General features: G+C 72.9%; 21 protein-coding genes. 7 read left to right on the forward strand and 14 right to left on the reverse strand.

Annotated features, from left to right (window positions below; genetic code table 11):
* Positions 1 to 7: 7 nt before the first annotated feature.
* From R6Y94_RS03070 to R6Y94_RS03095, 6 genes are all read right to left on the reverse strand, one after another.
* The gene (locus tag R6Y94_RS03070; RefSeq protein ID WP_318394209.1) at positions 8 to 640 is read right to left on the reverse strand and encodes an SAM-dependent methyltransferase; all 633 of its coding nucleotides are present in this window, start codon (positions 638 to 640) and stop codon (positions 8 to 10) included.
* A gap of 180 nt (positions 641 to 820) precedes the next feature.
* A complete protein-coding gene (gene fabF / locus R6Y94_RS03075) occupies positions 821 to 2,047 on the reverse strand; it encodes a beta-ketoacyl-ACP synthase II (protein ID WP_318394210.1) in 1,227 nt (408 codons plus the stop codon).
* Positions 2,048 to 2,049: 2 nt separating this feature from the next.
* The gene (locus R6Y94_RS03080) at positions 2,050 to 2,289 is read right to left on the reverse strand and encodes an acyl carrier protein (protein ID WP_107261778.1); all 240 of its coding nucleotides are present in this window, start codon (positions 2,287 to 2,289) and stop codon (positions 2,050 to 2,052) included.
* A 132-nt stretch (positions 2,290 to 2,421) separates the two neighbouring features.
* Complete coding sequence (locus R6Y94_RS03085; protein WP_318394593.1) at positions 2,422 to 3,351, reverse strand: beta-ketoacyl-ACP synthase III; 930 nt, start codon at positions 3,349 to 3,351, stop codon at positions 2,422 to 2,424.
* 52 nt (positions 3,352 to 3,403) lie between these two features.
* A complete protein-coding gene (locus R6Y94_RS03090; RefSeq protein WP_318394211.1) occupies positions 3,404 to 4,579 on the reverse strand; it encodes an acyltransferase domain-containing protein in 1,176 nt (391 codons plus the stop codon).
* 133 nt (positions 4,580 to 4,712) lie between these two features.
* Complete coding sequence (locus R6Y94_RS03095; RefSeq protein WP_318394212.1) at positions 4,713 to 5,933, reverse strand: helix-turn-helix domain-containing protein; 1,221 nt, start codon at positions 5,931 to 5,933, stop codon at positions 4,713 to 4,715.
* Positions 5,934 to 5,992: 59 nt separating this feature from the next.
* On the opposite strand from R6Y94_RS03095, the gene R6Y94_RS03100 reads away from it, so the two are divergent.
* Positions 5,993 to 6,655, forward strand: a complete 663-nt coding sequence (locus tag R6Y94_RS03100; protein ID WP_318394213.1) for a phosphatase PAP2 family protein — start codon at positions 5,993 to 5,995, stop codon at positions 6,653 to 6,655.
* A gap of 159 nt (positions 6,656 to 6,814) precedes the next feature.
* Here R6Y94_RS03100 and R6Y94_RS03105 read toward each other — a convergent pair whose 3' ends face one another.
* Complete coding sequence (locus tag R6Y94_RS03105; protein ID WP_318394594.1) at positions 6,815 to 7,465, reverse strand: response regulator transcription factor; 651 nt, start codon at positions 7,463 to 7,465, stop codon at positions 6,815 to 6,817.
* A 179-nt stretch (positions 7,466 to 7,644) separates the two neighbouring features.
* Positions 7,645 to 9,138: a sensor histidine kinase gene (locus R6Y94_RS03110; RefSeq protein WP_318394214.1), complete on the reverse strand. Its 1,494-nt coding sequence runs from the start codon at positions 9,136 to 9,138 to the stop codon at positions 7,645 to 7,647.
* Between the two features lie 243 nt (positions 9,139 to 9,381).
* On the opposite strand from R6Y94_RS03110, the gene R6Y94_RS03115 reads away from it, so the two are divergent.
* Both R6Y94_RS03115 and R6Y94_RS03120 read left to right on the forward strand, forming a co-directional pair.
* Entirely contained in the window at positions 9,382 to 9,921 is a 540-nt protein-coding gene (locus tag R6Y94_RS03115; RefSeq protein ID WP_318394595.1) for a hypothetical protein, read from the forward strand.
* Between the two features lie 230 nt (positions 9,922 to 10,151).
* Positions 10,152 to 10,817 (forward strand): hypothetical protein, encoded by a 666-nt coding sequence (locus R6Y94_RS03120; RefSeq protein ID WP_318394623.1) that lies wholly within the window; start codon positions 10,152 to 10,154, stop codon positions 10,815 to 10,817.
* An 83-nt stretch (positions 10,818 to 10,900) separates the two neighbouring features.
* On the opposite strand, the gene R6Y94_RS03125 is transcribed toward R6Y94_RS03120, so the two are convergent.
* Positions 10,901 to 11,524: a hypothetical protein gene (locus R6Y94_RS03125; RefSeq protein ID WP_318394215.1), complete on the reverse strand. Its 624-nt coding sequence runs from the start codon at positions 11,522 to 11,524 to the stop codon at positions 10,901 to 10,903.
* 269 nt (positions 11,525 to 11,793) lie between these two features.
* Between R6Y94_RS03125 and R6Y94_RS03130 the strand changes: the two genes are divergently transcribed.
* Positions 11,794 to 12,405: a copper resistance protein CopC gene (locus tag R6Y94_RS03130; RefSeq protein WP_318394216.1), complete on the forward strand. Its 612-nt coding sequence runs from the start codon at positions 11,794 to 11,796 to the stop codon at positions 12,403 to 12,405.
* A gap of 82 nt (positions 12,406 to 12,487) precedes the next feature.
* On the opposite strand, the gene gltX is transcribed toward R6Y94_RS03130, so the two are convergent.
* Positions 12,488 to 13,897 (reverse strand): glutamate--tRNA ligase, encoded by a 1,410-nt coding sequence (gltX, locus tag R6Y94_RS03135; protein ID WP_318394217.1) that lies wholly within the window; start codon positions 13,895 to 13,897, stop codon positions 12,488 to 12,490.
* Between the two features lie 224 nt (positions 13,898 to 14,121).
* Between gltX and R6Y94_RS03140 the strand changes: the two genes are divergently transcribed.
* Positions 14,122 to 14,559: an SRPBCC family protein gene (locus R6Y94_RS03140; protein WP_101367363.1), complete on the forward strand. Its 438-nt coding sequence runs from the start codon at positions 14,122 to 14,124 to the stop codon at positions 14,557 to 14,559.
* 58 nt (positions 14,560 to 14,617) lie between these two features.
* On the opposite strand, the gene aceE is transcribed toward R6Y94_RS03140, so the two are convergent.
* On the reverse strand, positions 14,618 to 17,374 hold the full coding sequence (gene aceE, locus R6Y94_RS03145; RefSeq protein ID WP_318394218.1) for a pyruvate dehydrogenase (acetyl-transferring), homodimeric type: 2,757 nt from the start codon (positions 17,372 to 17,374) through the stop codon (positions 14,618 to 14,620).
* Between the two features lie 188 nt (positions 17,375 to 17,562).
* On the opposite strand from aceE, the gene R6Y94_RS03150 reads away from it, so the two are divergent.
* Both R6Y94_RS03150 and R6Y94_RS03155 read left to right on the forward strand, forming a co-directional pair.
* Entirely contained in the window at positions 17,563 to 17,967 is a 405-nt protein-coding gene (locus R6Y94_RS03150; RefSeq protein WP_318394219.1) for a YjbQ family protein, read from the forward strand.
* A gap of 115 nt (positions 17,968 to 18,082) precedes the next feature.
* Positions 18,083 to 19,735 carry a mucoidy inhibitor MuiA family protein gene (locus R6Y94_RS03155; protein ID WP_318394220.1) on the forward strand — a complete coding sequence of 551 codons (1,653 nt, stop codon included), beginning with the start codon at positions 18,083 to 18,085 and terminating at the stop codon, positions 19,733 to 19,735.
* 186 nt (positions 19,736 to 19,921) lie between these two features.
* Here R6Y94_RS03155 and R6Y94_RS03160 read toward each other — a convergent pair whose 3' ends face one another.
* The 3 genes from R6Y94_RS03160 to R6Y94_RS03170 all read right to left on the reverse strand — a co-directional run bounded on the left by R6Y94_RS03160 (position 19,922) and on the right by R6Y94_RS03170 (position 23,484).
* Positions 19,922 to 21,574: an alkaline phosphatase D family protein gene (locus tag R6Y94_RS03160; protein WP_318394221.1), complete on the reverse strand. Its 1,653-nt coding sequence runs from the start codon at positions 21,572 to 21,574 to the stop codon at positions 19,922 to 19,924.
* Between the two features lie 158 nt (positions 21,575 to 21,732).
* Complete coding sequence (locus R6Y94_RS03165; RefSeq protein WP_318394222.1) at positions 21,733 to 22,257, reverse strand: GNAT family N-acetyltransferase; 525 nt, start codon at positions 22,255 to 22,257, stop codon at positions 21,733 to 21,735.
* Between the two features lie 9 nt (positions 22,258 to 22,266).
* On the reverse strand, positions 22,267 to 23,484 hold the full coding sequence (locus tag R6Y94_RS03170) for a helix-turn-helix transcriptional regulator (protein ID WP_318394223.1): 1,218 nt from the start codon (positions 23,482 to 23,484) through the stop codon (positions 22,267 to 22,269).
* Positions 23,485 to 23,527 lie beyond the last annotated feature (43 nt).

Raw genomic sequence — 23,527 nt, forward strand, 5'->3', positions numbered from 1 at the left:
GCTGCCGTCAGTTGGCGTCGGGAACGAGCGCCGGAGTTCGCATCCGCATCATCCAGTGGCTGGTCGGTATCCGGGTGGCGTCGTCCACGACCTCGCCGTCGACGTCCGCGAAGGTCTCCCGGCCGAGTGCCACGAACGCCTCGGGGGTGCGGACGTACTCGCCGCGGTCGTTGCGCGACATCCACCGCGAGATCGGATGCTGGCCCGGTACCAGGGTGGGGTCGACGGCGATCACCCGGCCGCCCGGGGCGAGCGCCTTGGCCGAGACCCGCAACAGGTGCCGGCATTCGTCGTCGGAGAGGTGGTGCAGCAGCCCGAGCAGCAGGATCGCGTTGGCCGGCGGGATGTGGGCCAGGTGCTGCTCGCCGAAGATTTCGCAGCGGAACTCGACGCCGTCGCCGCCCCAGCGGTTGCGGGCGTGCGCGATGTATTTCTCGCTGGTGTCGAAGCCGTAGTAGCGGACCTTCGGCAGCCGCCCGAAGTAGTAGGCCGGGCCGCAGCCGACGTCGATGATCGTGTCGCCGTCGACCAGCGCGAGCTCGTCCAGGCAGCGGTAGCGGAGCCGGTCCGCGCCCAGGCCCTTCTGCAGGGCCACGTACAGCGCCTCGTGCCCGAGCAACCCCTTCAACGCCGCCAGCATCCGCGCCTCTCCTCGGCTCGCCGTCCTGCGGAACGGCCCCCGCCGCGACCGGTGGCGCGGCAGGCGCCAGAACGACCGAAATCTACCATCGGCCGCCGACCGGACGGTGCCGGCCGGGTACGCGCTCCGGGCGTACCCGGCCGGCACCGTCGGTGATGGAGCGGGACATCCGACGGACGGTCAGACCCGGGCGAAGACGAGGACCGCGTTGTGGCCACCGAATCCGAATCCGTTGTTGAGCGCCGCCGGCACGTCCATGTGCCGGGCCTTGTGCGCGGCGACGTCCAGGTCGAGGGCGTCGTCGGGGTCGTCGAGGTTGATCGTCGGCGGGATCACCCCGTCCCGGATGGCCAGGATGGTGGCGATCGACTCCAGCGCGCCGGCGGCACCCAGCAGGTGCCCGGTCATCGACTTGGTCGCGGTCAGCACCGGGTGGGTACCGAGTGCGGACCGCAGGGCGACGATCTCGGCGATGTCACCGACCGGGGTGGAGGTGGCGTGCGCGTTGACGTGCACGATGTCCGAGCGGTCGATGCCGGCATCGGCGATCGCCATGTTGATCGCCCGGATCACGCCGCGCCCCTCGGGGTGCGGCTGCACGATGTCGTACCCGTCGGAGGTGAGCGCGGCGCCGGCCAGCCGGGCGTAGATCCGGGCCCCGCGCGCGGCGGCGTGGTCGGCCCGCTCCAGGACGACCGCGCCGGCCCCCTCGCCCAGTACGAAGCCGTCCCGGCCCTTGTCCCACGGTCGGGAGGCGCGCTCCGGGTCGTCGTTGCGGGTCGACATCGCCCGCATCGAGGCGAACCCGGCGATCGGCAGCGGGTGCACGACCGCCTCGGTGCCGCCGGCCAGCACCACGTCGGCGCGACCGGAGCGGATCATGTCGAGTCCGAGCGCGATCGCCTCGGCCCCGGTGGCGCAGGCGCTGGCCACCGAGTGGACTCCCGCCTGCGCACCCAGTTCCAGCCCGACCCACGCGGCCGGGCCGTTCGGCATCAGCATCGGGACCGTGTGCGGGGAGACCCGCCGCGGCCCGGACGCCTCCAGGATGTCGTCCTGGGCGAGCAGGGTCTGCGCCCCGCCGATGCCGGAGCCGACGCTCACCGCGAGCCGCTCCGGGTCCGGTGGCGAGTCGGCGAGGCCGGCGTCCGCCCAGGCCTCGTGCGCAGCGATCAGTGCGATCGCCTCCGACCGGTCGAGCCGGCGCAGCTTGACCCGGTCCAGTTTCTCGGTCGGTTCGACCGCGAGCTGGGCGGCGATGCGTACCGGGAGCTGCCCGGCCCACTCCTGGGTGAGCGGACCCACCCCGGAGCGGCCTGCCAGCATGGCCTCCCAGGTCGACGCGACGTCCCCGCCGAGCGGGGTCGTCGCGCCGAGCCCGGTGACGACGACGTCGGGACGACTCATGGTCAGGACTGCGCCTCGATGTAGGCGACGGCGTCGCCGACGGTCTTGAGGTTCTGGACGTCGTTGTCCGGGATCTTGACGCCGAACTTCTCCTCGGCGGCCACCACGACCTCGACCATGGAGAGCGAGTCGACGTCGAGGTCGTCGGTGAACGACTTCTCCTCGGCGACGTCGTCCGGGCTCACCCCGGCAACCTCTTCGAGGATCTCGGCGAGGCCGGCGGTGATCTCGTCACGGGTCATTGTGGTTCTTTCCTCTCCATGGATGGATATCTGCGGTGGCGGATCCGTCCGCCACCGCTGGTCAGCGTCCGACCGGTGGATGGTGGTGGCGCCGGGCCGGCGGCCGCGCCGCCCCGGCCCCGGAGCACCGGGTCAGGGGCACCGGACGACCTGTCCGGCGTAGGTGAGGCCGCCGCCGAAGCCGAACAGCAGCACCGGGGCGCCGGACGGCACCTCCCGGCGTTCGACCAGCTTGGAGAGGGCCAGCGGCACGCTCGCCGCCGAGGTGTTGCCGGACTCGACGATGTCCTTGGCGATCACCGCCTGCGGCATGTCGAGCCGCTTGGCGATGCCCTCGATGATTCGCAGGTTGGCCTGGTGCGGCACGAACGCGGCGATCTCCGACGGGGCGACGCCGGCCCGCTCGCAGGCCTTCAGGGCGAGCGGGGCCAGTGCGGTGGTGGCCCAGCGGAAGACCGACTGTCCCTCCTGCTGGATGTACGGGCGCCAGCCCTCGATCCGGACCGCATCGCTGCGCTCCGGGACCGAGCCCCAGACCACCGGCCCGATGCCGTCCGGCTCGTCGTCCCCGGTGGCGGTGAGCACGGCCGCCCCGGCGGCGTCGCCGAAGAGGATGCAGGTCGACCGGTCGGTCCAGTCGGTGAAGTCGGAGAGCTTTTCCGCGCCGATCACGATCGCGTTGCGGGAGGCACCGGCCCGCAGCGCGTGGTCGACGGTGCCGAGCGCGTACGAGAAACCGGAGCAGGCGGTGTTGATGTCGAACGCGCCCGGTGCGTCGATGCCGAGCTTGGCGGCGACCCGGCAGGCGGTGTTCGGGCTGCGGTCCACGGCCGAGCAGGTGGCCACCACGACCAGGTCGATGTCGGAGGCGGCCAACCCCGAGTTGGCCAGTGCCTTGTCGGCCGCGGCGGCGGCCATGTCGGCGACGGTCTCGGTGTCGGCGATCCGCCGGGTGACGATGCCGACCCGCTCGCGGATCCAGGTGTCGTTGGTGTCGACGAGCTGGGCCAGGTCGTCGTTGCTGAGTACCCGCGACGGCTGATAGTGGCCGAGCGCGATCATCCTGCTCACCGGAGCACCGCCGGGCGGTGGTCCGGGTTCTCCCGGTGACCGGTCATGAAAGCTGTCCTCCGATGCGGGCGAGGGGCTGGCCCGGGGCGACCGGGTCGTCGTGGTGGGCGAGCCATTCGGTGAGTACGCCGGAGCCGTGCGCGGTGACCTCGACCGCGCCCTGCCGAGCGGCGACGTGCCCGACGACCTGCCCGGACTCGATGGCGGTGCCCTCGGCCAGGCCCTCGACCGGTGCGAAGGTGCCGGCGGCACCGGCCACCACCACCCGGAACCGCGTGGCAGGCCGGTGCCCGGACGGTGCGCCGTGCCGGGCGATCAGGTCGCGGGCCGCGGCCAGGTCGTCCGGGGTGTTCAGGGTGACGATCTCGGGGACCGCTCCGGTGCCCTTGAGTTCCCGCTTGATCAGCCCGGCCAGGGTGCCGGCCGGGGGCAGCTCGATCACCGCGGTCACGCCGAGGTCGGCGAGGCGGCGGACGCAGACGTCCCAGCGGACCGGGGCGGTTACCTGGCGGACCAGGCGTTGCAGCATCTCCCGTCCGTGGTCGACGGCGGCGCCGTCGGCGTTGGAGAGCAGGATCCGGGTCGGGTCGTTCGGGGTGATCCCGGCCGCGATGCCGGCGAGGGCCTGCTCGGCCGGCGCCATGTAGGGGGTGTGGAAGGCCCCGGCGACCTTCAGGGCGATCACCTTGGTGCCGGCGGGCGGGTCGGCGGCGAACTTGGCCAGCCGGTCGACCGCACCGGCCACCACGATCTGGCCGGCGCCGTTGAAGTTGGCCGGGTGCAGGTCGTGTGCGGCGAGGGCGGCCAGCACCTCGTCCTGGTCGCCGCCCATCACCGCCGACATTCCGGTCGGTTCCAGCGCGCAGGCGGTGGCCATCTCCCGACCCCGTACGCCGGCCAGGGTGACCGCCGCCTCCGGGCTCAGTACGCCGGCCAGCGCCGCCGCGGCCAGTTCACCGACGCTGTGCCCGGCGGTTGCCGTCACGTCGTGCATCGGAAGCTGTTCGGCGGCGAGCAGGGCGGCGGCGACCAGCAGCGGCTGGGTACGCGCGGTGTCCCGGATCTCGTCGGCGTCACCCTCGGTGCCGAGCCGGACGAGGTCGACGCCGGCCAGCACGGACCACCAGCGCAGCCGGGCGGCCGTGCCGGGGAGCTGGAGCCACGGGGTCAGGAAGCCGGGCTTCTGGGAACCCTGGCCGGGTGAGAGTACGGCGAGCACGCTTACGACTCTCCTGGATCATCCGTCCCAGCGTGGTTGCCGTGATGTACCAATCCGCACTACCAGCTTTGTGGGGACCCTACAAAGATCCACGGCAGTCACGGACTTCTCGTTCCGTCTGTCCCATACGGGGCTACTGTCCCGTCCCTGGCCCGACCGGTGCGGACGGATCCAGCCGTCCGATCGTCAACGCCATCCGCAACGCGAAGGCGTCCCGGGCGGTGAGCGGAGAGAATCCCGTCACATCCGCGACCCGGCGCAGCCGGTACCGCACCGTGTTCGGGTGCACGAAGAGCGTCCGGGCGGCACTCTCCAGCACACCGCCGGCCGCGAAGAACGCGTCCAGGGTCTCCAGCAGTTCGCCGCCGGCCCGGACCAGCGCGGCGAAGACGTCCTGGCGCAGTGCCCGCCGGGCCTCCGGGTCACCGGCCAGGGCCCGCTCGGGAAGCAGGTCGGCGGCGGCCACCGGGCGGGGCGCGGCCGGCCAGGCCGGTGCGGCCCGGAAGCCGGCCAGCGCCGCCCGGGCCGAGTCGGTCGCCGCGTCCAGGCTCGGCACGGCCGGCCCGACCACCACCGGACCGGGGCCGAACCCGGCGAGCATCTTCGCGGTGGCGGCCAGTGGGTCGGTCGCGCCGCCGAGCACCAGGACGAGGCGGTCACCGTGCACCCCGCCGATCATCTCCAGGCCGAGCCGCCGGGTGACCCGGTAGATGGTGTGCAGCACGGCGGCGACCTCGCCGCCGGGGGACCGGCCCACCGCCACCGCCACCGGTGGGGCGTCCGACCAGCCCAGCGCCGCCGCCCGGCTGGCCAGCACGTCCGGGGAGTCGCCCCGGAGCAGCGCGTCCACCAGCAGCGCCTGGAGGCGGGCGTCCCAGGAGCCGCGCGACTCGGCGGCCCGCGCGTACACCCGGGCGGCCGCGAAGGCGATCTCCCGGGAGAACTTGAGTACGGCCTCGTGCAGCAGCCGTTCCTCGCCCGGCGCCGCGAGGTGCGGTACCTGCTCCTCCACCACGTCGATGGTCACCTTGATCAGGGCCACCGTCTGCTGGAGGCTGATCGACCGGGCCAGCGCCCGGGGCGCGGCGGCGAAGACCTCGTCCGGACTGTCCGCCAGCGCGTCGGCGCCGCTGCGGTCGTCGGCGTCCGGTCGCGATCGCAGCCACTCGACCAGGGACCGGACGCCGGCCTGGGCGACCAGCATCACCCAGGACCGCTGCTCGGCCGGCAGGTCGCGGAACCAGGGCAGCGTCTCGTCCATCCGGGTGACGCTGGCGCTGGCCAGGTTGCCCGCCGCCCGCTCGATCCGGCGCAGCGTGGCCGCCAGTTCGCCGTCGCCCGCCTCGCTCGCCATCGGCCCAGCGTGCCACGCGGAATCCCGGACGCCGCCACCGGCCGTGGCATCATGGCCCGATGGTCGCCCGCCCGCCGCTGGTGGTCCCGCTGCTCGCGCTCGCCGGTTTCCTGGTGCTGCTCGCACTGACCGTGGCCGGCTGGGCGCCGCTGGACCGGTTCGACACCGCCGTCAGCGACACCTTCCGGGGGTACGGCGACACCAGCCCTCGGGTGGTCGACGTGCTGCGGATCGCCACCGACGTCGCCGCCACGGTGCCGTTCCTGGTCGCCGGCCTGGCCGTCACGGTGGGGCTGGCCGTCCGGGGCGGGCGCCGGGCGGCCGCGCTCTGCGCCGTGGCGACGGTGCTGATACCGGTGCTCTGGGGGCTGATGCACTGGCTGGTGCACCACCCCCGGCCCGAGGACGGCTTCGTCGTGATCACCAGTAACGGGTTTCCGAGCGGGCACACCAGCAACGCGGCGGCGGCGGCGCTGGTGGCCGTACTCCTGCTCTGGTACCGGCTCGGCGGCCCGGCCCGGGTGCTCACCGTCGCGCTGGCCGTGGCCTTCGCGGCCTTCGTGGGACTTACCCGGCTGGCCCTGCTGGCGCACTGGCCGACCGACGTGCTCGGCGGCTGGCTGCTCGCGCTCGCCGTCGTCCCGCTGGCCGCCCGGGTGGTGCCGCCCCCGGCCGGCAGTCCCCAGGCACCCGACCGCCGGCCGGACCAGGCCGTCCGGTAGCGCGTCCCGCTCCGGTCGTCGACGGCTCGGCCGCCAGCCCGACCGGTGGTGGCTGCCAGCCCGACCGGTGGCGGACCGGGTCGGTCCGAGGCGGGACGGGGCACCAGGGGGCCCGGTCCGGAGGGCGACGGGCCGCGGGGGTGGACCGGACCGGGTCGGTCAGGGCGGCGGCAGGCCCAGTTCCTGCGCCAGGATCGCGGCCTGCACCCGGCTGCGCAGGCCGAGTTTGCCGAGGATCCGGCTCACGTGGGTCTTGGTGGTGCTCTCCGCCATCGTCAACCGCTCGGCGATCTGCTGGTTGGACAGCCCCAACCCGAGACAGGCCAGCACGTCCCGCTCCCGGGGCGTCAGGTCGGCCACCGCCGTCCGGGCGGTTGCCGGGGTGGTCGGCGTGGTGGCGGCGAAGGCGGTGATCAACCGACGGGTCACCGCCGGTGCGATGATCCCCTCGCCCCGGGCGACGGTACGCACCGCGTCGACCAGCCCGTCGGCGTCGGTGTCCTTGAGCAGGAATCCGGACGCGCCGGCCCGAAGCGCGCCGAAGACGTACTCGTCGAGGTCGAACGTGGTCAGCACCAGGACATCGGCCAACCGCTCGGCGACGATCTCGGCGGTCGCCGAGACACCGTCGAGCCGGGGCATCCGGACGTCGAGCACCGCCACGTCCGGCCGGAGCCGCCGGCACAGTGTCACCGCCTCCTCGCCGTCGGCCGCCTCGCCGACCACGTCCAGCCCGGGCGTAGCGGCGAGGATCAGCACCAGACCGGCCCGGACCGCGTCCTGGTCGTCGGCGACCACCACCCGGATCACCCGGCCCGCCCCCGATCCGGCACCACCGGGCCGGTCGCCGCTGGCCGGGGTGCCGACGGCGGTAACGCCGCCGGCCCGGTCGTCGTCCGGCCCGGTCACGGCGTCGTCCGGCCCGGTCACGGCGTCGTCCGGCCCGGTCACGGCGTCGTCCGGCCCGGTCACGGCGTCGTCCGGCCCGGTCACGGCCGGACCGTCGGCGGCACCACCGGCCGGCCAGCTTCCCCGGCGGAGCCGGGCGGCCCGGCGGGCTCGGGCCCAGGCCGGGTCGGCGGGCCGGGAGACTCGGCGTTCGGCAGTTCCGCGTGCACCCGCCAGCTCGATCCGTTCGGGCCGGCCTCGAACCGGCCGCCCAGCAGGGCGGCCCGTTCCCGCATCCCGATGAGTCCGGCGCCCGCACCGGGCAGGCCGGCCCCGGCCCCGCGGGCCTCACCGGAGCGGGCGAGCGGGTTCTCGATGGTGAGGCTGACCGACCGGCGCTCGTGGCAGATGGTCAGGGTGGTCGGGCCGGCGCCGTGCTTGAGCGCGTTGGTGAGCGACTCCTGGACGATCCGGTACGCGGCCAGGTCCACGCCGACCGGCAGCGGGCGTACCTCGCCGGTCGTGGAGAACCGTACCGGCAGGCCGGCGTCCCGGGCCTGGCCGACCAGCCGGCCCACCTCGGCCAGCCGGGCCCGGACCGGACCGTCGACCGTGCCCAGTCGGGTCGGTCCGGCGGCGGGGAGGCTGCCGCGCCCTGATACTCCGTCCGCCGCCGGTCCGGCACCGGGCGGGTTCCCCCGCGCGGAACTTCCACCCCCGCCCGGGCCGCCCGGCGACCGGTCCGGGATGGCCGGCCGGTGCGGGTCGCCCCCGGGCGACACGGGCTCGACTTCGGTCGGTGGCAGCACCGACCCGGGGTCGGCCGGTTCCCGGAGCAGGCCGATCATCTGCCGCATCTCGGCGAGCCCCTGCACGCTGTTCTCCCGGATCACCCGCAGCGCCTGGTCGAGCTGGGACCGGTCCAGCCCGGAGACCGAGAGCGCCGCGGTGGCGTGGATGGCGACCGCGCTCAGGTGGTTGGCGACCACGTCGTGCAGTTCCCGGGCCATCCGGCTCCGCTCCGCCGCCACCGCCTGGCGCCGGTCGAGTTCGGCCAGCCGGGCGGTCTGCTCGGCCCGGGCCCGCTCGGCCGCGGCCTGGTCGCGGTACTGCCGGACGCTGATGCCGCTGACCACCGGCAGCACTCCGATCAGCACTACCGGAATTCCCAGCCCGATGCCCTGCCAGGCCGGGGACGCCAGGAAGACACCGGTCAGCGCGGCGACCCCGGTCAGCGCCAGGTTGACCCGGAGCAGCCGGCGCCAGAGCCTCGCCGACCCGTAGACGCAGGAGTCGAAGAGGACCTGGGTGTAGACCAGGGTGGTGGCCAGCGACGATCCGTAGGCGAGGTCGACGACGATGGCGACGGTGCCCAGCGCCAGGCCGGTCCGGGTCGCCGCCCGGCGCAGCGCCACGGCCAGGCAGGCGAGGGCGAGTGTGCCGACGGAGAGCCCCGGCGGGGCGTCCAGCAGGCCGGGGTTGAGCGGGCCGACGACCCCGAGCGCCATCATCAGCAGCCCGCCCGCCAGGGACGCGGACGCCAGCGCGATGTCCCGGGCGAGGGACCCGCGCTCCAGGCTCAGCCGTGCGGTCACCCCTCGATCCCATCACACCGGCGGGCCCGTCCCGTCGGCTCCGATGACGAGGCCGCCCCGGTCAGGGTCCGTCGAAGGGTGTAGGCGTACCTCTTTCGGCGGACCCGGATCTCGGTACCGGTGCCGAGGGCGCGGCCGGTCGGCCCGCCGAGACTGGTGGCAGTGACCGGGCGGCAGGGCTCCAGGCAGCGCCGCCGTGCCGGAGCAGACCCGGGTGGCCGGGCGGAGGATCGGGGGTACGGGATGCTGGCGGTGATCGCCGCGGGCGAGATCGGGTTCTGGGTGCTGCTCGGTGCCGGACTGATCGCCCGCTATCCGCTCCGGATGCCCCGGCTCGGCGCGCTGCTGCTGCTCGGTACCCCGTTGATCGATCTTGTGATCCTGGTTGCCACCGTACTCGACCTGCGTCGGGGTGCCACCGCCGACTTCACGCACGGGCTGGCAGCGGCGTACCTCGGCTTCTCGGTCGCCTTCGGGCACAGCATGATCCGCTGGGCCGACCAGCGGTTCGCGTACCGGTTCGCGGGCGGCCCGCCACCCACCAAGCCGCCCAGCGGCGGCTGGGCCCGGGCTCGGTACGAGTGGCGGGAGTGGGCGAAGGGGCTGCTGGGCTGGTTTGTCGCCTGCGGGCTGCTCGGCCTCGGCATCCTCATGGTCGGCGACCCGGACCGCACCGCCGAACTGCTGGCCTGGATCGTGCGGTTGACCGTGGCGATCGTGATCTGGCTCGTCGCCTTCCCGCTCTGGGCGACCGTCTTTCCGAAGCCCGCCGGGCAGGAGTGACCACCGGCGGTGTCCCGCCGGCCGGAGGTTAACCAGTTCGTGACCTGGATCTTCCGCACTGCGGAATGCTGCAGTTTCTCGCCACGGCGGCATCGAACTCGTCGTCGGAGACCAGTACGGTGACATGGTCCCGGTGATGCGCTTTCCCGCACTGGCTCACCGTCAACCGTGTGGGTGCCACCGCACACCGGGGCGACCGCCCACCCGGCGGCGAGTGTGAGGAGGCCTGGATGGCGCATGACGCCGAGCGTGGCTGTTCGGAGGACGAGCCGGACTCGTTGCTTGGCGATCGTGGGCCGCTGCCCCCGCTCGGCCCGGTCGGACGGTTCCGCTGGGTCTGCGGCGCCAGTGCCGGGCTTCCGGCGGGTCCGCTCGACGGCCCGGCGCCCGGCCGGCCCGGCGCCGATCCGGTGGTCGCCGGGTCCCCGGACGGCCTCGACGATCCGCGATCGGCCGCGGATCCGGCCGACCCGTCCGGTGTGTCCCGGCCGGCGGCGGCGAGGACGTCGGCCCGGCCAGCCGGGCCGACGGCGGCGGACGACCAGGCCGGGATGTGCCGGCCCACGGACCCGGGGGAGGGCGCCGTGCTGGCCTCCGACCCGGGCGGCGCGGAGCACTCCCTGACCGATCCGGGGCGGGTGGGTGACCGGTCGAGGCTGGTTCCCCGGCCCCGCCCGGGCGAGCCGGACGGCGAGGTCCAGGACCGGCCCGCCCACGCCAGCACCTCGACGGGCAGCCCGGACGGGTCGTCGGAGACGCCGATCGAGCCGGCCGGCCGGCGTACCCCGGGTTGCCAGACCGATCTGCCGGGCTGGGCCGGGGCGCACCGGCACGGCGCGGTACGCCCGTCGCGGCGTTCCGTCCGGCGCGACCGCCCGCCGCGCCGCTGGTGCTGACCGCTGCCCGCCGGGGCCCTGCCCGTGGTCGGGGCCGGCCGGTCCGGACCGGATGCTTCCCGGGCGCTGGCTGGCCGGTCGGGTCAGCGGGTGCGGCGCCGGACCAGCAGTGCGATGCCGGCGAGCCCCAGTGTGATGGCGAGCAGCACGGCGCCGTTGAGCAGCATCAACTGCCGCAGATCGCCGAGCAGCCGGTCGACGTCCTTGCCGGTGCCGATCGCGTCGTCCGGGATCACCCGTTCGCCACCGCCGACCCCGCCGCCGTGCAGGCTGCCGACGTTCTGCTCGGGCAGCGGCACGCCGGCCGCCAGCAGGGTTTCGGCCATGGTCAGCCGGCCGAAGAACCAAGCCGCGCCGGGCCGGCTCTTGTCCGGCTGCCGGGCCGGTCGATAGACCCGCGGCCCGCCCTTGGCCAGCGGGTACAGGTCGTACGACTGCTGGGCGGCGTTGCCGACGTGCACCACGACGGTGTATTTCGGACCCAGGTCGGCGGCCTTCAACCCACGGGTGTTGCCGCCGCCGGTCTTCAGGAAGCCCACCTGGTCGACGAGCGCGGCGAAGAGTTCCGGCTTGTCCTGGGCCTGGACGGTCAGCGGGGCCGACAGGTCCTTGCCGCTGATGACGACCGACGTCGGCTTGGCCGGCTTCGCCTGGGCGGCGCCCGCGATCCCGAGCCAACTCGTCGCAGCGATCAACAGCGTAGCCACGCCGACAAGTCGACGACTCACCTCTCCGGCCATCGCCGACCTCCTCGCCCCGTCTCAATGGTGGCCATGATGCAGGTCACGCGCTGGTTGGTCGGTGGAGCGCACGGCACTGTCCGGGGTGGACCTGCCGTACTCACTACAAAGACTCCGCAGAACGCCGCTCGGTTGCACCTGGACGAGCAGTTATTGGAACTATCTGCGATCTAGGGTCGACTAAGGTGGCGAGCCATTGATCAGTTGGGCGAAATCGTAGCGGGACGGAGGCGATCATGGGGGCCCGGGTCACCCGTGTCGGAACACTGGTGCTGAGCGTCGTGCTGGTGGCGCTGAGCGTACTGCTGCCGGCCGGTCCCGCGGCCGCGCACAACTCGCTGACCAGCAGTGATCCCCGTAACGGCGCCCGGCTCGGAATGGCGCCGGCCAGCGTACGGCTGACCTTCCTGAACAAGCTCGACCCGCGCACCACGCGGGTCACGGTAACCGGCCCGGACAACGTCGACGCGGCGGCGGGTAAGCCCGCCTTCGCCGGCTCCCGGGTGACCGTGCCGGTCCGGCCGGGCGCCGCCGGGCTCTACATCGTCCAGTACCAGGTCGCGTCCGGCGACGGGCACCCGGTGAAGGGGGAGGTCCGGTTCACCCTCACCGTGGGGACCACCCCGACCGCCTCGCCGTCGGCCGCCGCGCCGACTCCGGTCGCCCCGGCCAGTTCGGCGCCGGCCACCGAGCCGCCGGCCGCGGCCGGACCACTGACCCCGGCCGCCGACTCGGGTGGACCGGCGTGGTGGCCGTGGGTCCTCGGTGCCGTACTGGTGCTGGCCGCGCTGGCCGGCGGACTGCTGCTCCGGCGCCGGAGTTCGAGCCGCTCCGGTTCCGCGAACTGATCGTTGCGCCACTGGCCGCTCCGGTTCCGGGTGCTCGTCGAACACCCCGGCAGCCGGACAGGTGCGGCCGGCGCGCCGCCGGTCAGACCAGTCGGAGCCGGGCCGCGCGGAGTCGGGTGAGGGTGCGCTCCCGGCCGAGTACGGCCAGCGACTCGAAGAGCGGCAGCCCGACGCTGCGCCCCGTCACGGCCACCCGGACCGGCGCCTGTGCCTTGCCGAGCTTCAGCCCCCGGCGGGCACCGACCTCCTCCAGGGTCGCCTTCAGCGGCTCCGCCGCCCACTCCGGCAGGGCCTCGAAGGCGGCGGTCGTCTCGTCCAGCAGGTCGGCGGAGCCCTCCTTCATGCTCTTCGCCCAGGCCGCCTCGTCGATCAGCGGCGAGTCCAGGAAGAGGAAGTCGACGTTCGGCACGATCTCGCTGAGTACCGCGATCCGGGTCTGGGCCAGCGGCGCCACCGCGGCGAACGCGGCCGGGTCGAACTCGGCCGGCTGCCAGGGCGGCGGGGCGATGGTCTCGGTACCGGTCAGCCAGGGCTGGCAGGCCGCGACGAACTCGTCGACCGGCAGCGCCCGGATGTACTCGCCGTTGAAGGCCCGCAGCTTCTTCTCGTCGAAGAACGCCGGTGACGGGTTCACCTCGGCCAGCCGGAACTCGGACTCGATCACCGACCACGGCACGATCTCCCGGTCGCCGGAGGGCGCCCAGCCGAGCAGCATCAGGTAGTTGCGCATCGCGTCGGCGAGGTAGCCCTCGTCCCGGTACGCCTCCAGGGCCACCTTGTCGCGCCGCTTGGAGAGCTTCTGCCGCTTCTCGTTCACCACCACCGGCACGTGGGCCCAGATCGGCGGCTTGACCCCGAGCGCGTCCCAGAGGAGCTGCTGCTTGGGCGTGTTCGGCAGGTGCTCCTCGGCCCGGATCACGTGCGTGATGCCCATCGTGAGGTCGTCCACGACGTTGGCCAGCAGGAAGACTGCCGAGCCGTCGCCCCGGGCGATCACGAAGTCCTCGATCAGCTTGTTCTCGAAGGTGGGCTCGCCGCGGACCAGGTCGACCACCACGGTCTCCCCCTCGTCCGGGGTACGGAACCGCAGCGCCCGACCCGGCCCGGGCTCCAGGCCGCGATCGCGGCAGAAGCCGTCGTAGCCCTGGTACTGCGAGCCGGTGCGGGCCTGGATCGCCTCCCGGGTGCAGTCGCAGTAGTACGCCCGGCCGGCGGTGTGCAGCCGGGTCGCGGCGGTGCGGTGCTCGCCCGCGTTGGCGGACTGGAAGTGCGGTCCCTCGTAGCTGCCCCGGGCGATCCCGATCCAGTCCAGCGCGGAGAGGATCCCCTCGGTCCATTCCGGGCGGTTGCGGGCCGCGTCGGTGTCCTCGATCCGCAGCACGAAAACGCCGCCCTGCTGCTTCGCGAAGATCCAGTTCTGTAGGGCCGAGCGGGCACCGCCGACGTGGAACATTCCAGTCGGGGAAGGGGCAAAGCGTACGCGTACCGTCACGGCCTCCAGCCTACGCACGCCCTCGGGGTGGCCCGCCACCAGGTTTCCCGGCCGCCCGTCCCGTGCGGTGATCGCGGCGAGCCGCCCCTCGGCCCGGCCCCGGGCCGGCGAATTCCACGGCGGTAGTTTCTTCCGGCGTGTCGATAGTCAATCGTCCGGTTTCGTCCGTAATCGTGAATAAGCTGCCAATGGTCACGGGTTGTCCGCAATGGAGGCGACTGAGGATGATGCTCATCGAACGCAGCACGCGGGTCTCCGCACCGATCGAGGCGGTGTGGGACCTGGTCCAGCGGGCTGAACACCTGCCGGGCTGGTTGGCCGGGGTACGCCAGGCGGAGGTGCTCTCCGGGGAGGGGATCGGCCGCCGTCAGCGGGTACACGCGGCGGGCCGGGCGCTGGACGCCGAGGTGATCGCGTATCAGGAGCCGACCCTGATCGCGTGGCGCGAGCGGGCCGAGGGCTCGGGCGCGCGGGCCGAGGCGCGCACCGAGGTCTACGTCGAACTCGCACCGGAGGAGGACGGCACCTCGGTACGCCTGATCATGGTCCGCTGGCCCGCCGGCCCGGTCAGCGGGGCGCTGCTGCGCTGGGGGATGCGTCGGGTGGGTGCCGACCTTGAGGGCTCGCTCGCCCGGCTCACCGGGTTGGCCACGGTCGGCTGAGGGGCGGGTCGTCGCGGTGGCGACGTCCCGCCCCTCAGGGTCGATCAGTGGCGGACGGTCAGGAGTCCCCGCCGGTCTCGCCCACCGGGGCCGCCGCGATGTCGTCGATCGCGTACTTCTTCGCGGCCTCGGCCGGCACCGACGGCGGCACCACGCCGCGCCGCGCCAACTGGCGTAGCGCCGCGACGGTCACCGACTCGGCGTCGACGTGGAAGTGCCGGCGCAGCGCGTGCCGGGTGTCCGAGAGCCCGAAACCGTCGGTGCCGAGCGAGGTGTAGTCGCCGGGGATCCACCGCGAGATCAGGTCGGGTACCGCCCGCATCCAGTCGCTGACCGCCACCACCGGTCCGTCGGCGTCGGCCAGCTTGCGCTGGATGTACGGCACCCGCGGCTCGTCGCCCGGATGCAGGAGGTTGTACTCCTCGCACTCCACCGCGTCCCGGCGCAGCTCGGTCCAGGAGGTGACCGACCAGACGTCCGCCGCCACACCCCAGTCCTGGGCCAGCAGGTGCTGGGCCTTCAGCGCCCACTGCATGCCGGTGCCGGAGGCGAGGATGTTGGCCCGGGGCGCGTCGCCGCCGTCCGCGCCGCTGACCGGGGGAGCCGGCGAGTACCGGTAGATCCCCTTGAGCAGCCCCTCCACGTCGACGTTCTCCGGCTCGACCGGCTGGAGGATCGGCTCGTTGTAGACGGTCAGGTAGTAGAAGACGTTCTCCGGCCGCTCGCCGAACATCCGGTGCAGGCCGTTCTCGAAGATGTGCGCGATCTCGAACGCGAACGCCGGGTCGTACGCCACCACGGCCGGGTTGGTCGCGGCGATCAGGTGCGAGTGGCCGTCCTCGTGCTGCAGGCCCTCGCCGTTGAGCGTGGTCCGGCCCGCGGTGGCGCCGAGCACGAAGCCCCGGGCCATCTGGTCGGCGGCCGCCCAGAACGCGTCGCCGGTGCGCTGGAAACCGAACATCGAGTAGAAGATGTACAGCGGGATCATCGGCTCGCCGTGCGTGGCGTACGCCGAACCGGCGGCGGTGAACGAGGCGACCGAGCCGGCCTCGTTGATCCCCTCGTGCAGGATCTGCCCGGTGATCGCCTCCTTGTACGACAGGAACAGCTCCCGGTCCACCGAGGTGTACTTCTGGCCGTGCGGCGAGTAGATCTTCTGGGTCGGGAAGAGCGAGTCCATCCCGAAGGTCCGCGCCTCGTCCGGGATGATCGGCACAAACCGCTTGCCGAACTCCCGGTCCTTCATCACGTCCTTGAGCAGCCGGACGAAGGCCATGGTGGTGGCGATCTTCTGCTTGCCGGAGCCCTTCTTGACGTCGCCGAAGCGCTCGCTGCCCGGCACCGGCAGCGGTGCCCACTCGGTACGCCGGCTGGGCAGGTAGCCGCCGAGCTGCTGCCGCCGCTCGCGAAGGTATTCCATCTCCTCGGACTTCTCGCCCGGGTGGTAGTACGGCGGCAGGTAGGGGTTGCCCTCCAGCGCCGAGTCGGGGATGTCCAGGTAGAGCCGGTCGCGGAAGCTCTTCAGGTCGTCCAGTGTGAGCTTCTTCATCTGGTGCGTGGCGTTGCGGCCCTCGAAGCTCGACCCCAGCGTCCAACCCTTGATCGTCTTGGCCAGGATCACCGTCGGCTGGCCGGTGTGCTCGACCGCCGCCTTGTACGCCGCGTAGAGCTTGCGGTAGTCGTGCCCGCCCCGCTTGAGGTTCCAGATCTCGTCGTCGGAGAGCCCCTCGACCATCTTGCGGGTACGCGGGTCACGGCCGAAGAAGTGCTCCCGGACGTACGCCCCGGACTCCGCCTTGTAGGTCTGGTAGTCGCCGTCCGGCGTGGTGTTCATCAGGTTGACCAGCGCGCCGTCGGTGTCCGCGGCGAGCAGCGGGTCCCACTCCCGGCCCCAGACCACCTTGATCACGTTCCAGCCGGCGCCCCGGAAGAACGCCTCCAGCTCCTGGATCACCTTGCCGTTGCCCCGCACCGGCCCGTCCAGGCGCTGCAGGTTGCAGTTGATCACGAAGGTGAGGTTGTCCAGCTCCTCGCGGGCGGCCGCGCCGATCGCGCCGAGCGACTCCACCTCGTCCATCTCGCCGTCGCCGAGGAACGCCCATACGTGCTGGTCGGAGGTGTCCTTGATGCCCCGGTGCTGCAGGTAGCGGTTGAACCGGGCCTGGTAGATCGCGTTGATTCCGCCGAGCCCCATCGAGACGGTGGGGAACTCCCAGAAGTCCGGCATCAGCCGCGGGTGCGGGTAGGACGGCAGCCCGCCGCCCGGGTGCGACAGCTCCTGCCGGAAGCCGTCGAGCTGGTCCTCGGTCAGCCGCCCCTCCATGAACGCCCGGGCGTACATGCCGGGGGAGCCGTGGCCCTGGTAGAAGATCTGGTCGCCGCCGCCCGGGTGGTTCTTGCCCCGGAAGAAGTGGTTGAACCCGACCTCGTAGAGCGACGCCGAGCTGGCGTAGGTGGAGATGTGCCCACCGACGCCGATCTCCGGCCGCTGCGCCCGGTGCACCAGCATCGCGGCGTTCCACCGGATGTACGCCCGGATCCGCCGCTCGATGTGTTCGTCCCCCGGGAACCAGGGTTCCTGCTCCGGCGGGATGGTGTTGATGTAGTCGGTGGTGGTCAGGGGCGGCACCCCGACCTGGCGCTCCCTGGCCCGCTCCAGCAGGCGCAGCATGACGTACCGGGCGCGTTTGGCGCCGCGCTCGTCGATGACACCGTCGAGTGACTCGACCCACTCGCTGGTTTCTTCGGGGTCGATGTCCGGAAGCTGGCTCGGCAGGCCGTCGCTGATCACCGGGCGCTTGCGTTCCGTGGCCACAGGCGTTCCCTAGGTTGTGTGTGGGATAGGTCTCTAGCGCCATCCTGCCCCCTGATGCCTGGCTCCGTCACGTCTAGACCCGGCAGAGGCGATGCGCGACACAGGTACCAGGCGGTAACTTTCCGGCAACGCGGCGTTCTTCGCCCCCGAAGTTCAAGATCGGCTCGGCGGTCCGGAAGACTGGGGGAATGCAGAGCGAGGTGATCACCATCCGGACCGGATCCCGCCCCGTGGTCCGGGACATCACCCGGGAGGCCGAGCAGTTCCTCTCCGGTCGGGGCGACGGGCTGCTGCACGTCTTCGTGCCGCATGCCACCGCCGGCCTGGCGATCATCGAGACCGGAGCCGGTTCCGACGACGACCTGCTGACCGCGCTGGACGAGCTGCTCCCGACCGACGACCGCTGGCGGCACCGGCACGGTTCACCGGGGCACGGCCGGGACCACGTCCTCCCCGCCTTCCTGCCGCCGTACGCCACGCTGCCGGTGCTGGACGGCCGGCTCGCGCTCGGCACCTGGCAGTCGATCTGCCTGGTCGACCCGAACGGCGACAACAGCACCCGCCAGGTCCGGTTCTCCTTCCTGCCCGGCTGACCAGGTTTTCTGCACCCCGGGAGGCCCCTTCGGGGACAAGCCCGGGCGCGATCGGGTCGGGGCGGCTGGCGGACGAGGGAGCCCGGTGTGGCGGCGGATCGGTAGCCTCGCGCGAATGACGCCATCCCGAATCGACGCGCCGATCGTCGCCGTAACGGTCTATCCGGACCGGGCCCGGGTGACCCGCCGGACGGATCTCCGGCTACCGCCCGGGGAACACCGGGTCCGGATCGGGCCACTGCCGCTCGGCCTGCTCCGCGACTCGCTGCGGGTCGGCGGGCGCGGCCCGGCGACCGTACTCGGAGTGGACGTGTCGACCGAGGTGCTGCCCAGGGCCACCGAGGGGACCGCCGCCGGACTGACCGAACGGCGTCGCGGGATCACCGCGGAGCTGGCCGAACTGGCCGACGCCGAAGCCGTCGAGGGGCAGCGCGCCGACTTCCTGGCGCTGCTCACCCAGCGGGCCGGTGCCAGCTACGCCCGGGCGCTCGCCGCCGGCGAGGCCACCCCGGGTGACGTCGCCGGCTTCACCGACTCGGTGGCCGAGCAAACCGCCGCCAGCCAGGCCCGGCGGCGGGAGCTGGCCCGCCGCCAGGAGGAGGCCCGGGAACGGCTGGCCGCGGTCGAGCGGGAGATCGCCGCGCTGTCCGGCCGACGGTCGCCGGACCGGCTGGCCGCCGAGGTGACCCTGCGGATCGAGCCGGACGGGCAGGCCGAGCCGACCGCACCGGAGCCGTCCGCCGAGGTCCAGCTCGAGCTGTCGTACGTGGTGCAGGGCGCGGGCTGGACCTCCTCGTACGACCTGCGGCTGGTCGACGAGACCCTGACGCTCACCTGGTTCGGGCTGGTCAGCCAGCGGACCGGGGAGGACTGGCCGGAGTGTGCGCTGCTGCTCTCCACCGCCCGCCCGGCGACCGGCACCGAGCTGCCGGAGCTGGAACCGTGGTATCTGCGCCAGGCGGAGCCGACGGTCTGGATGGAGCAGGAGGGCGGCTGGGGCGGCGGGCCGGTCCGGGCGAGGGCGGCCGGCGGGCCGCTCTCCCCGGCGGCGATGCCGGTACCGGGCGCCGCCGGCACGGCGCAGTCGTCCGGTGCCGCTCCCCGCCCGCCCGCGCCGGTGGCGCAGCCCACCGCCACCCTCACCCAGGGGGCGCAGGCCGCCACCTACGAGCCGGCCCGCCCGGTGGCCGTACCGGCGGACGGGGGCGCACACCGGGCCGTCGTCGCCGTACTGGAACTGGCAGCCCGGCTCGACCACGTCACCGCGCCGGTGCGTACCCCCGGGGTGCACCTGCGGGCCACCGCCGTCAACGGCTCCGAACACACCCTGCTCCCCGGGCCGGCGTCGGTGTTCCACGGCGGCGACTTCGTCGGCGGTACGACGCTGCCGACCTGGGCGCCGGGTGAGGAGGTCGAGGTGGCGCTCGGGCTCGACGACCGGATTCGGGTGAAGCGGGAGCTGGTGCGGCGCAGCGACACCAAGGCCACCCTGGGCTCGACCCGGCGCAGGGAGGTCGAGTACCGGATCACCCTGGCCAACCACACGCCCCGACCGGCCCGGCTGACGGTGCGCGACCAGCTCCCGGTCTCGCAGAGCGACGGGATCACGGTCCGGGAGCTGCGGCTCGACCCGCCGCCGGACGAGCGGGCCGCGCTCGGCGAGCTGATCTGGCGGGTGGAGCTGCCGCCGGGCGGGTCCCGGGAGATCGTCACCGGGCTCCGGGTGGAGCTGGCCAAGGGGGTCGAACTGGTCGGCTGGCGCGATTAGCGCGTCGCCTTGCCCGCCCCGTCGGGTCCGAGCAAGGCGAAGACGCTGCCCACCGGATCGCGAGTAGCGCCGGCAAACGCGCGGGTGGCCGGCGGCGGGCGGTCCTGGCCGGCCCGGACCCGAACCGGGCCGGCCAGGAACCGGGTCGACCCGGCGGGACCATCGCGGGTCGATGCGGTGCGGGTCTCAGGGCCGCAGGTTCTCCCGGGCCGCGGTCTCCGCCGCCTGGTCGACCAGGGACCGGGCGGCGGCGGTGGCCGGGTCGACCGGCCGGTCGTACGTCTGGTGCAGCCCCGGCACCCGGTCCTCGACCACGAACGACGCCCGGGTGTAGGCCGGCGCGCCCGCCGTGGTGACGTGCGGCAGCACCTTGAAGTCGGCCCGCATCTCCCGCTCGGTGAACCGGGTCAGCACGTAGCCGCGCTGGTTGTTGTGGAACTTCAGGTGCGGGTTGTGCGGGAAGTACGGGTGGCTGCCGGTCACCGAGTCGGCGCCGTTGCCGCCCGAGGTGATCGACGAGCAGACCAGCTCGGCGCCGACCGTCCGCGAGGTCGGGTCGTCGTAGTCGAGCTTGAGGTCGGTGGCCCAGTGCGCGTGCACGTCGCCGGTCAACACGATGGTGTTGCGGACCTTCGCCTCCACCCAGCCCCGGGTGATCCGGTCCCGGGAGCCGACGTACCCGTCCCAGCTGTCCATCGAGGCGAACCTGGCCGGGCCGGCGTCGGTGTCCCGCTGGCCGAAGAAGACCTGCTGGCCGAGGACGTCCCAGCGGGCGTCGGAGCGGCGGAACCCGTCGATCAGCCAGCGCTCCTGCTCGGCACCGGTGATCGAGCGGGCCGGGTCGAGCGCTGCCGGGCAGTCCTTCGTGCCGTCGCCGCAGGCCTGGTCGTCGCGGTACTGCCGGGTGTCGAGCATGTGGAAGTTGGCCAGCCGACCCCAGCGGATCCGCCGGTAGAGCTGCAGGTCGATGCCGTTCGGGATCGAGGTGCGGCGCAGCGGCATGTTCTCGTAGTACGCCTGGAACGCCGCCGCCCGGCGGGCCAGGAAGTCCGGCTGCGGGATGTCCGGCCGCTCGTGGACCTCGTCGGCCCAGTTGTTGTCCAGCTCGTGGTCGTCCCAGACCACCACCCAGGGCGCGACCTGGTGTGCGGCCTGCAGGTCCGGGTCGGTCTTGTACTGCGCGTGCCGCTGCCGGTAGTTCGCCAGCGTGACCGTCTCCGGCCCCTCGTGGTCGCGCGGGTTGCCGCCCGGGATGGTGTAGCTGTCCTTGGTGTACTCGTACTGGTAGTCGCCGAGGTGCAGGACCAGGTCCGGGTGCTCCTCGGCGAGCCGCCGGTACGCGGTGAAGTAGCCGTGCTCGAACTGCGAGCAGGAGGCGAAGGCCATCAGCAGCTTCCCGCCACTGGCCCAGGCCGCCGGGGCGGTACGGGTCCGGCCGACCGGCGAGGTGTGCCGCTCGGCGTGGAACCGGTAGAAGTACTCGCGCCCCGGTTGCAGCCCGTTCAGCTCGACGTGCACGGTGTGCCCGGACTGCGGGCGGGCCACCGCCGTGCCCCGGCGTACCACGTGCCGGAACCGCTCGTCGGCGGCGAGTTCCCAACGCACCGGCACGGTCCGATTCGGCATGCCGCCCAGACCGTCGGAGGCCAGCGGGGTCGGTGCGAGCCGGGTCCAGAGCACGAAGCCGTCGGAGTCCGGGTCGCCGGAGGCGACGCCGAGGGTGAAGGGGTCGGCGGCCAGCGGTCGGGCGGCGGCGGCCGCGCTGGGCAGGCCGGTCACCGCGCCGGCGGCCCCGGCCGCGGCGCCGGTGAGCAGGAGGGTACGGCGGGACAGAGCCATCGAGATCTCCCAAGATCCGGTGGACAGGCTCCGAGCAGCCTGGCGAGCACCGGTTCATCGGGCCGATCGTCCCGATAACGCCCAGTCGAACAAGAAGTGAAGCGAAGGGGGCGGCTTGCCCGATTCACTGGGTCCCGCGCCCAGTGGCCCTTCAGTGCTCAGCGGGCCGGCAACGGCAGGACGAGCAGGTCCATGTCAGGCCCCCACGGCAGATGTGAGCTGTCGACCTTCCGCCAGCCGGCCCGCTCGTAGAGGCGTCGGGCAAGGGATCGTGGGTCGGATGCGAGGGTTGCCCACGTCTCGGGGCGGCCGACGAGAAGTCGACGCATCAGCTCGGCGCCGATGCCGTGCCGGCGGCGGTCGGGGTGGACGATCCATTCCATGACCGCCAGCTTGGCCGCCGCCAGGATCTCCGGAACCGGGTCGGCGTCGGCACGCGACCACCACACTCCGGCCGGCATCGTCCATCCATAGGCGGCACCGACCAGATCCGGGCCGTCCTCGGCGGCAACCAGAGTGAAGCCCGGCCGTACGGACTCCTCAGGAAGCTTCGCCGCGAATCCGGCCACCTCGTCCGGTCCCTCCTCATACGGCGGCTCCGCGTACACCACGCTGTACAGCTCGACGAGGCCCGGGAACAGCGGCATGGCGGACGAGCCGTCGAGACGGCGGTAGGTGACCACCGTCGAAGGCTACGTCCGGACGGTCGGGATGCGAGCTTCCAGTTCGGCGACTCCCGAATGAGCGGTCCCCGGCGGCACCACGGCGACCACCTGTCGGGCAACCTCGTGCAGCAGTTCGTTGTGTTGATCGGCGGGCAGGGCATCAAGCAGGTCGGCGGCGTGTCGTAGCCCGTCGGAGACGTGCCCGGACTGGATCAGGCATGAGGCGTGGTGCAACTGCACCTGGGTGCGGAGCCGGGCTTGGCTCGCCGGATACAAGGCGAGCGCCTGCTCTTGCGCCCTGTTGGCTCCGGTCAAGTCGCCGATCTGGGTGTACACGTACGACTCGGTGTGGCGTAGCCGGTGCACCGGCCAACCCCACAACGACTCGGCGTTGGCGATGACGGTGGGTGGTAGCTGGTCGGTGATGTCCGCGACTCGCCGTACCTCGATTCGGGCCTCGGCGTGCCGGCCGAGCAAGGCGAACGCCTGAGCCCGTCCGGCATGAAGGCCAGCGGTGGCGGCGGTGGCCGTACCGGCGCCGAGGTGCACGGCCTCGTCCGACATGGTGAGGACATCGGCGGGGCTGCTGTGGCCGTAGCTCGCGTTGACGGTCTCCCAGGCCCGCACCAACACCTGCGCTTCGACGTCGCCGGACTCGTCGGCCGCCTTCCGGGCGGTGTACCACCACCGTCGGGCGAGGAAGACCTGCCCACCCGCCACCAAGGTCATGGCGACGATGACGGAGAGTTGTGCCGCAATGCCGGTAAGGCTGGAGCGTCGGCCGCCGCTGTCGGCGTCGATCATCGCTTGTAGCACGGCCAGGTCGGTGGTCAACTGATCCATCAACGCCGCAGGCGGAAGCCGGTAGTAGGCGTACCCGTAGTCGGCGACGATCTGCCGCCATTCGTCGAGGTCGTTCCCGCCGACAGCGGCGCCAATGCCGTGCCGGAGGGCTTCGAGGCCGACGGTTGGTGGGGCGCTGACAGCTAGGGCGCTGAGCGCCCGCAAGACGGTACGGCGTTGCATCTCCACCTCGCCAGAGTGCCGCTCGTATGCGGCTACCAGCGTCCCACCGGCATCTAGTGCCCGGTCAACAGCGGTAACAAGATCGGTGGACGGTTGCCGGACGCCTCGTTCGACCTGGCTGAGGTAGCTGAAGTCGTATTTGACCCGCGCGGACAGGGCACGCAGTGAGAGTCCTCGTTTGGCGCGAAGGTGTCGCAGGGCGGTGCCGAACGTCTTCACGGGGCTCCATGATCCAGTGTGGGCTGTTGTGTGTGCCCACTGC

The organism is Plantactinospora sp. KLBMP9567, assembly GCF_033446045.1.
Lineage (GTDB): Bacteria > Actinomycetota > Actinomycetes > Mycobacteriales > Micromonosporaceae > Plantactinospora.

Bases quoted from the DNA above. Each gene is read 5' to 3' on its own strand.
- R6Y94_RS03070 (WP_318394209.1), bottom strand. From the start codon at position 640: ATGCTGGCGGCGTTGAAGGGGTTGCTCGGGCACGAGGCGCTGTACGTG.
- fabF (WP_318394210.1), bottom strand. From the start codon at position 2,047: ATGAGTCGTCCCGACGTCGTCGTCACCGGGCTCGGCGCGACGACCCCG.
- R6Y94_RS03080 (WP_107261778.1), bottom strand. From the start codon at position 2,289: ATGACCCGTGACGAGATCACCGCCGGCCTCGCCGAGATCCTCGAAGAG.
- R6Y94_RS03085 (WP_318394593.1), bottom strand. From the start codon at position 3,351: ATGATCGCGCTCGGCCACTATCAGCCGTCGCGGGTACTCAGCAACGAC.
- R6Y94_RS03095 (WP_318394212.1), bottom strand. From the start codon at position 5,933: ATGGCGAGCGAGGCGGGCGACGGCGAACTGGCGGCCACGCTGCGCCGG.
- R6Y94_RS03100 (WP_318394213.1), top strand. From the start codon at position 5,993: ATGGTCGCCCGCCCGCCGCTGGTGGTCCCGCTGCTCGCGCTCGCCGGT.
- R6Y94_RS03115 (WP_318394595.1), top strand. From the start codon at position 9,382: ATGCTGGCGGTGATCGCCGCGGGCGAGATCGGGTTCTGGGTGCTGCTC.
- R6Y94_RS03120 (WP_318394623.1), top strand. From the start codon at position 10,152: ATGGCGCATGACGCCGAGCGTGGCTGTTCGGAGGACGAGCCGGACTCG.
- R6Y94_RS03130 (WP_318394216.1), top strand. From the start codon at position 11,794: ATGGGGGCCCGGGTCACCCGTGTCGGAACACTGGTGCTGAGCGTCGTG.
- R6Y94_RS03140 (WP_101367363.1), top strand. From the start codon at position 14,122: ATGATGCTCATCGAACGCAGCACGCGGGTCTCCGCACCGATCGAGGCG.
- R6Y94_RS03150 (WP_318394219.1), top strand. From the start codon at position 17,563: ATGCAGAGCGAGGTGATCACCATCCGGACCGGATCCCGCCCCGTGGTC.
- R6Y94_RS03155 (WP_318394220.1), top strand. From the start codon at position 18,083: ATGACGCCATCCCGAATCGACGCGCCGATCGTCGCCGTAACGGTCTAT.
- R6Y94_RS03160 (WP_318394221.1), bottom strand. From the start codon at position 21,574: ATGGCTCTGTCCCGCCGTACCCTCCTGCTCACCGGCGCCGCGGCCGGG.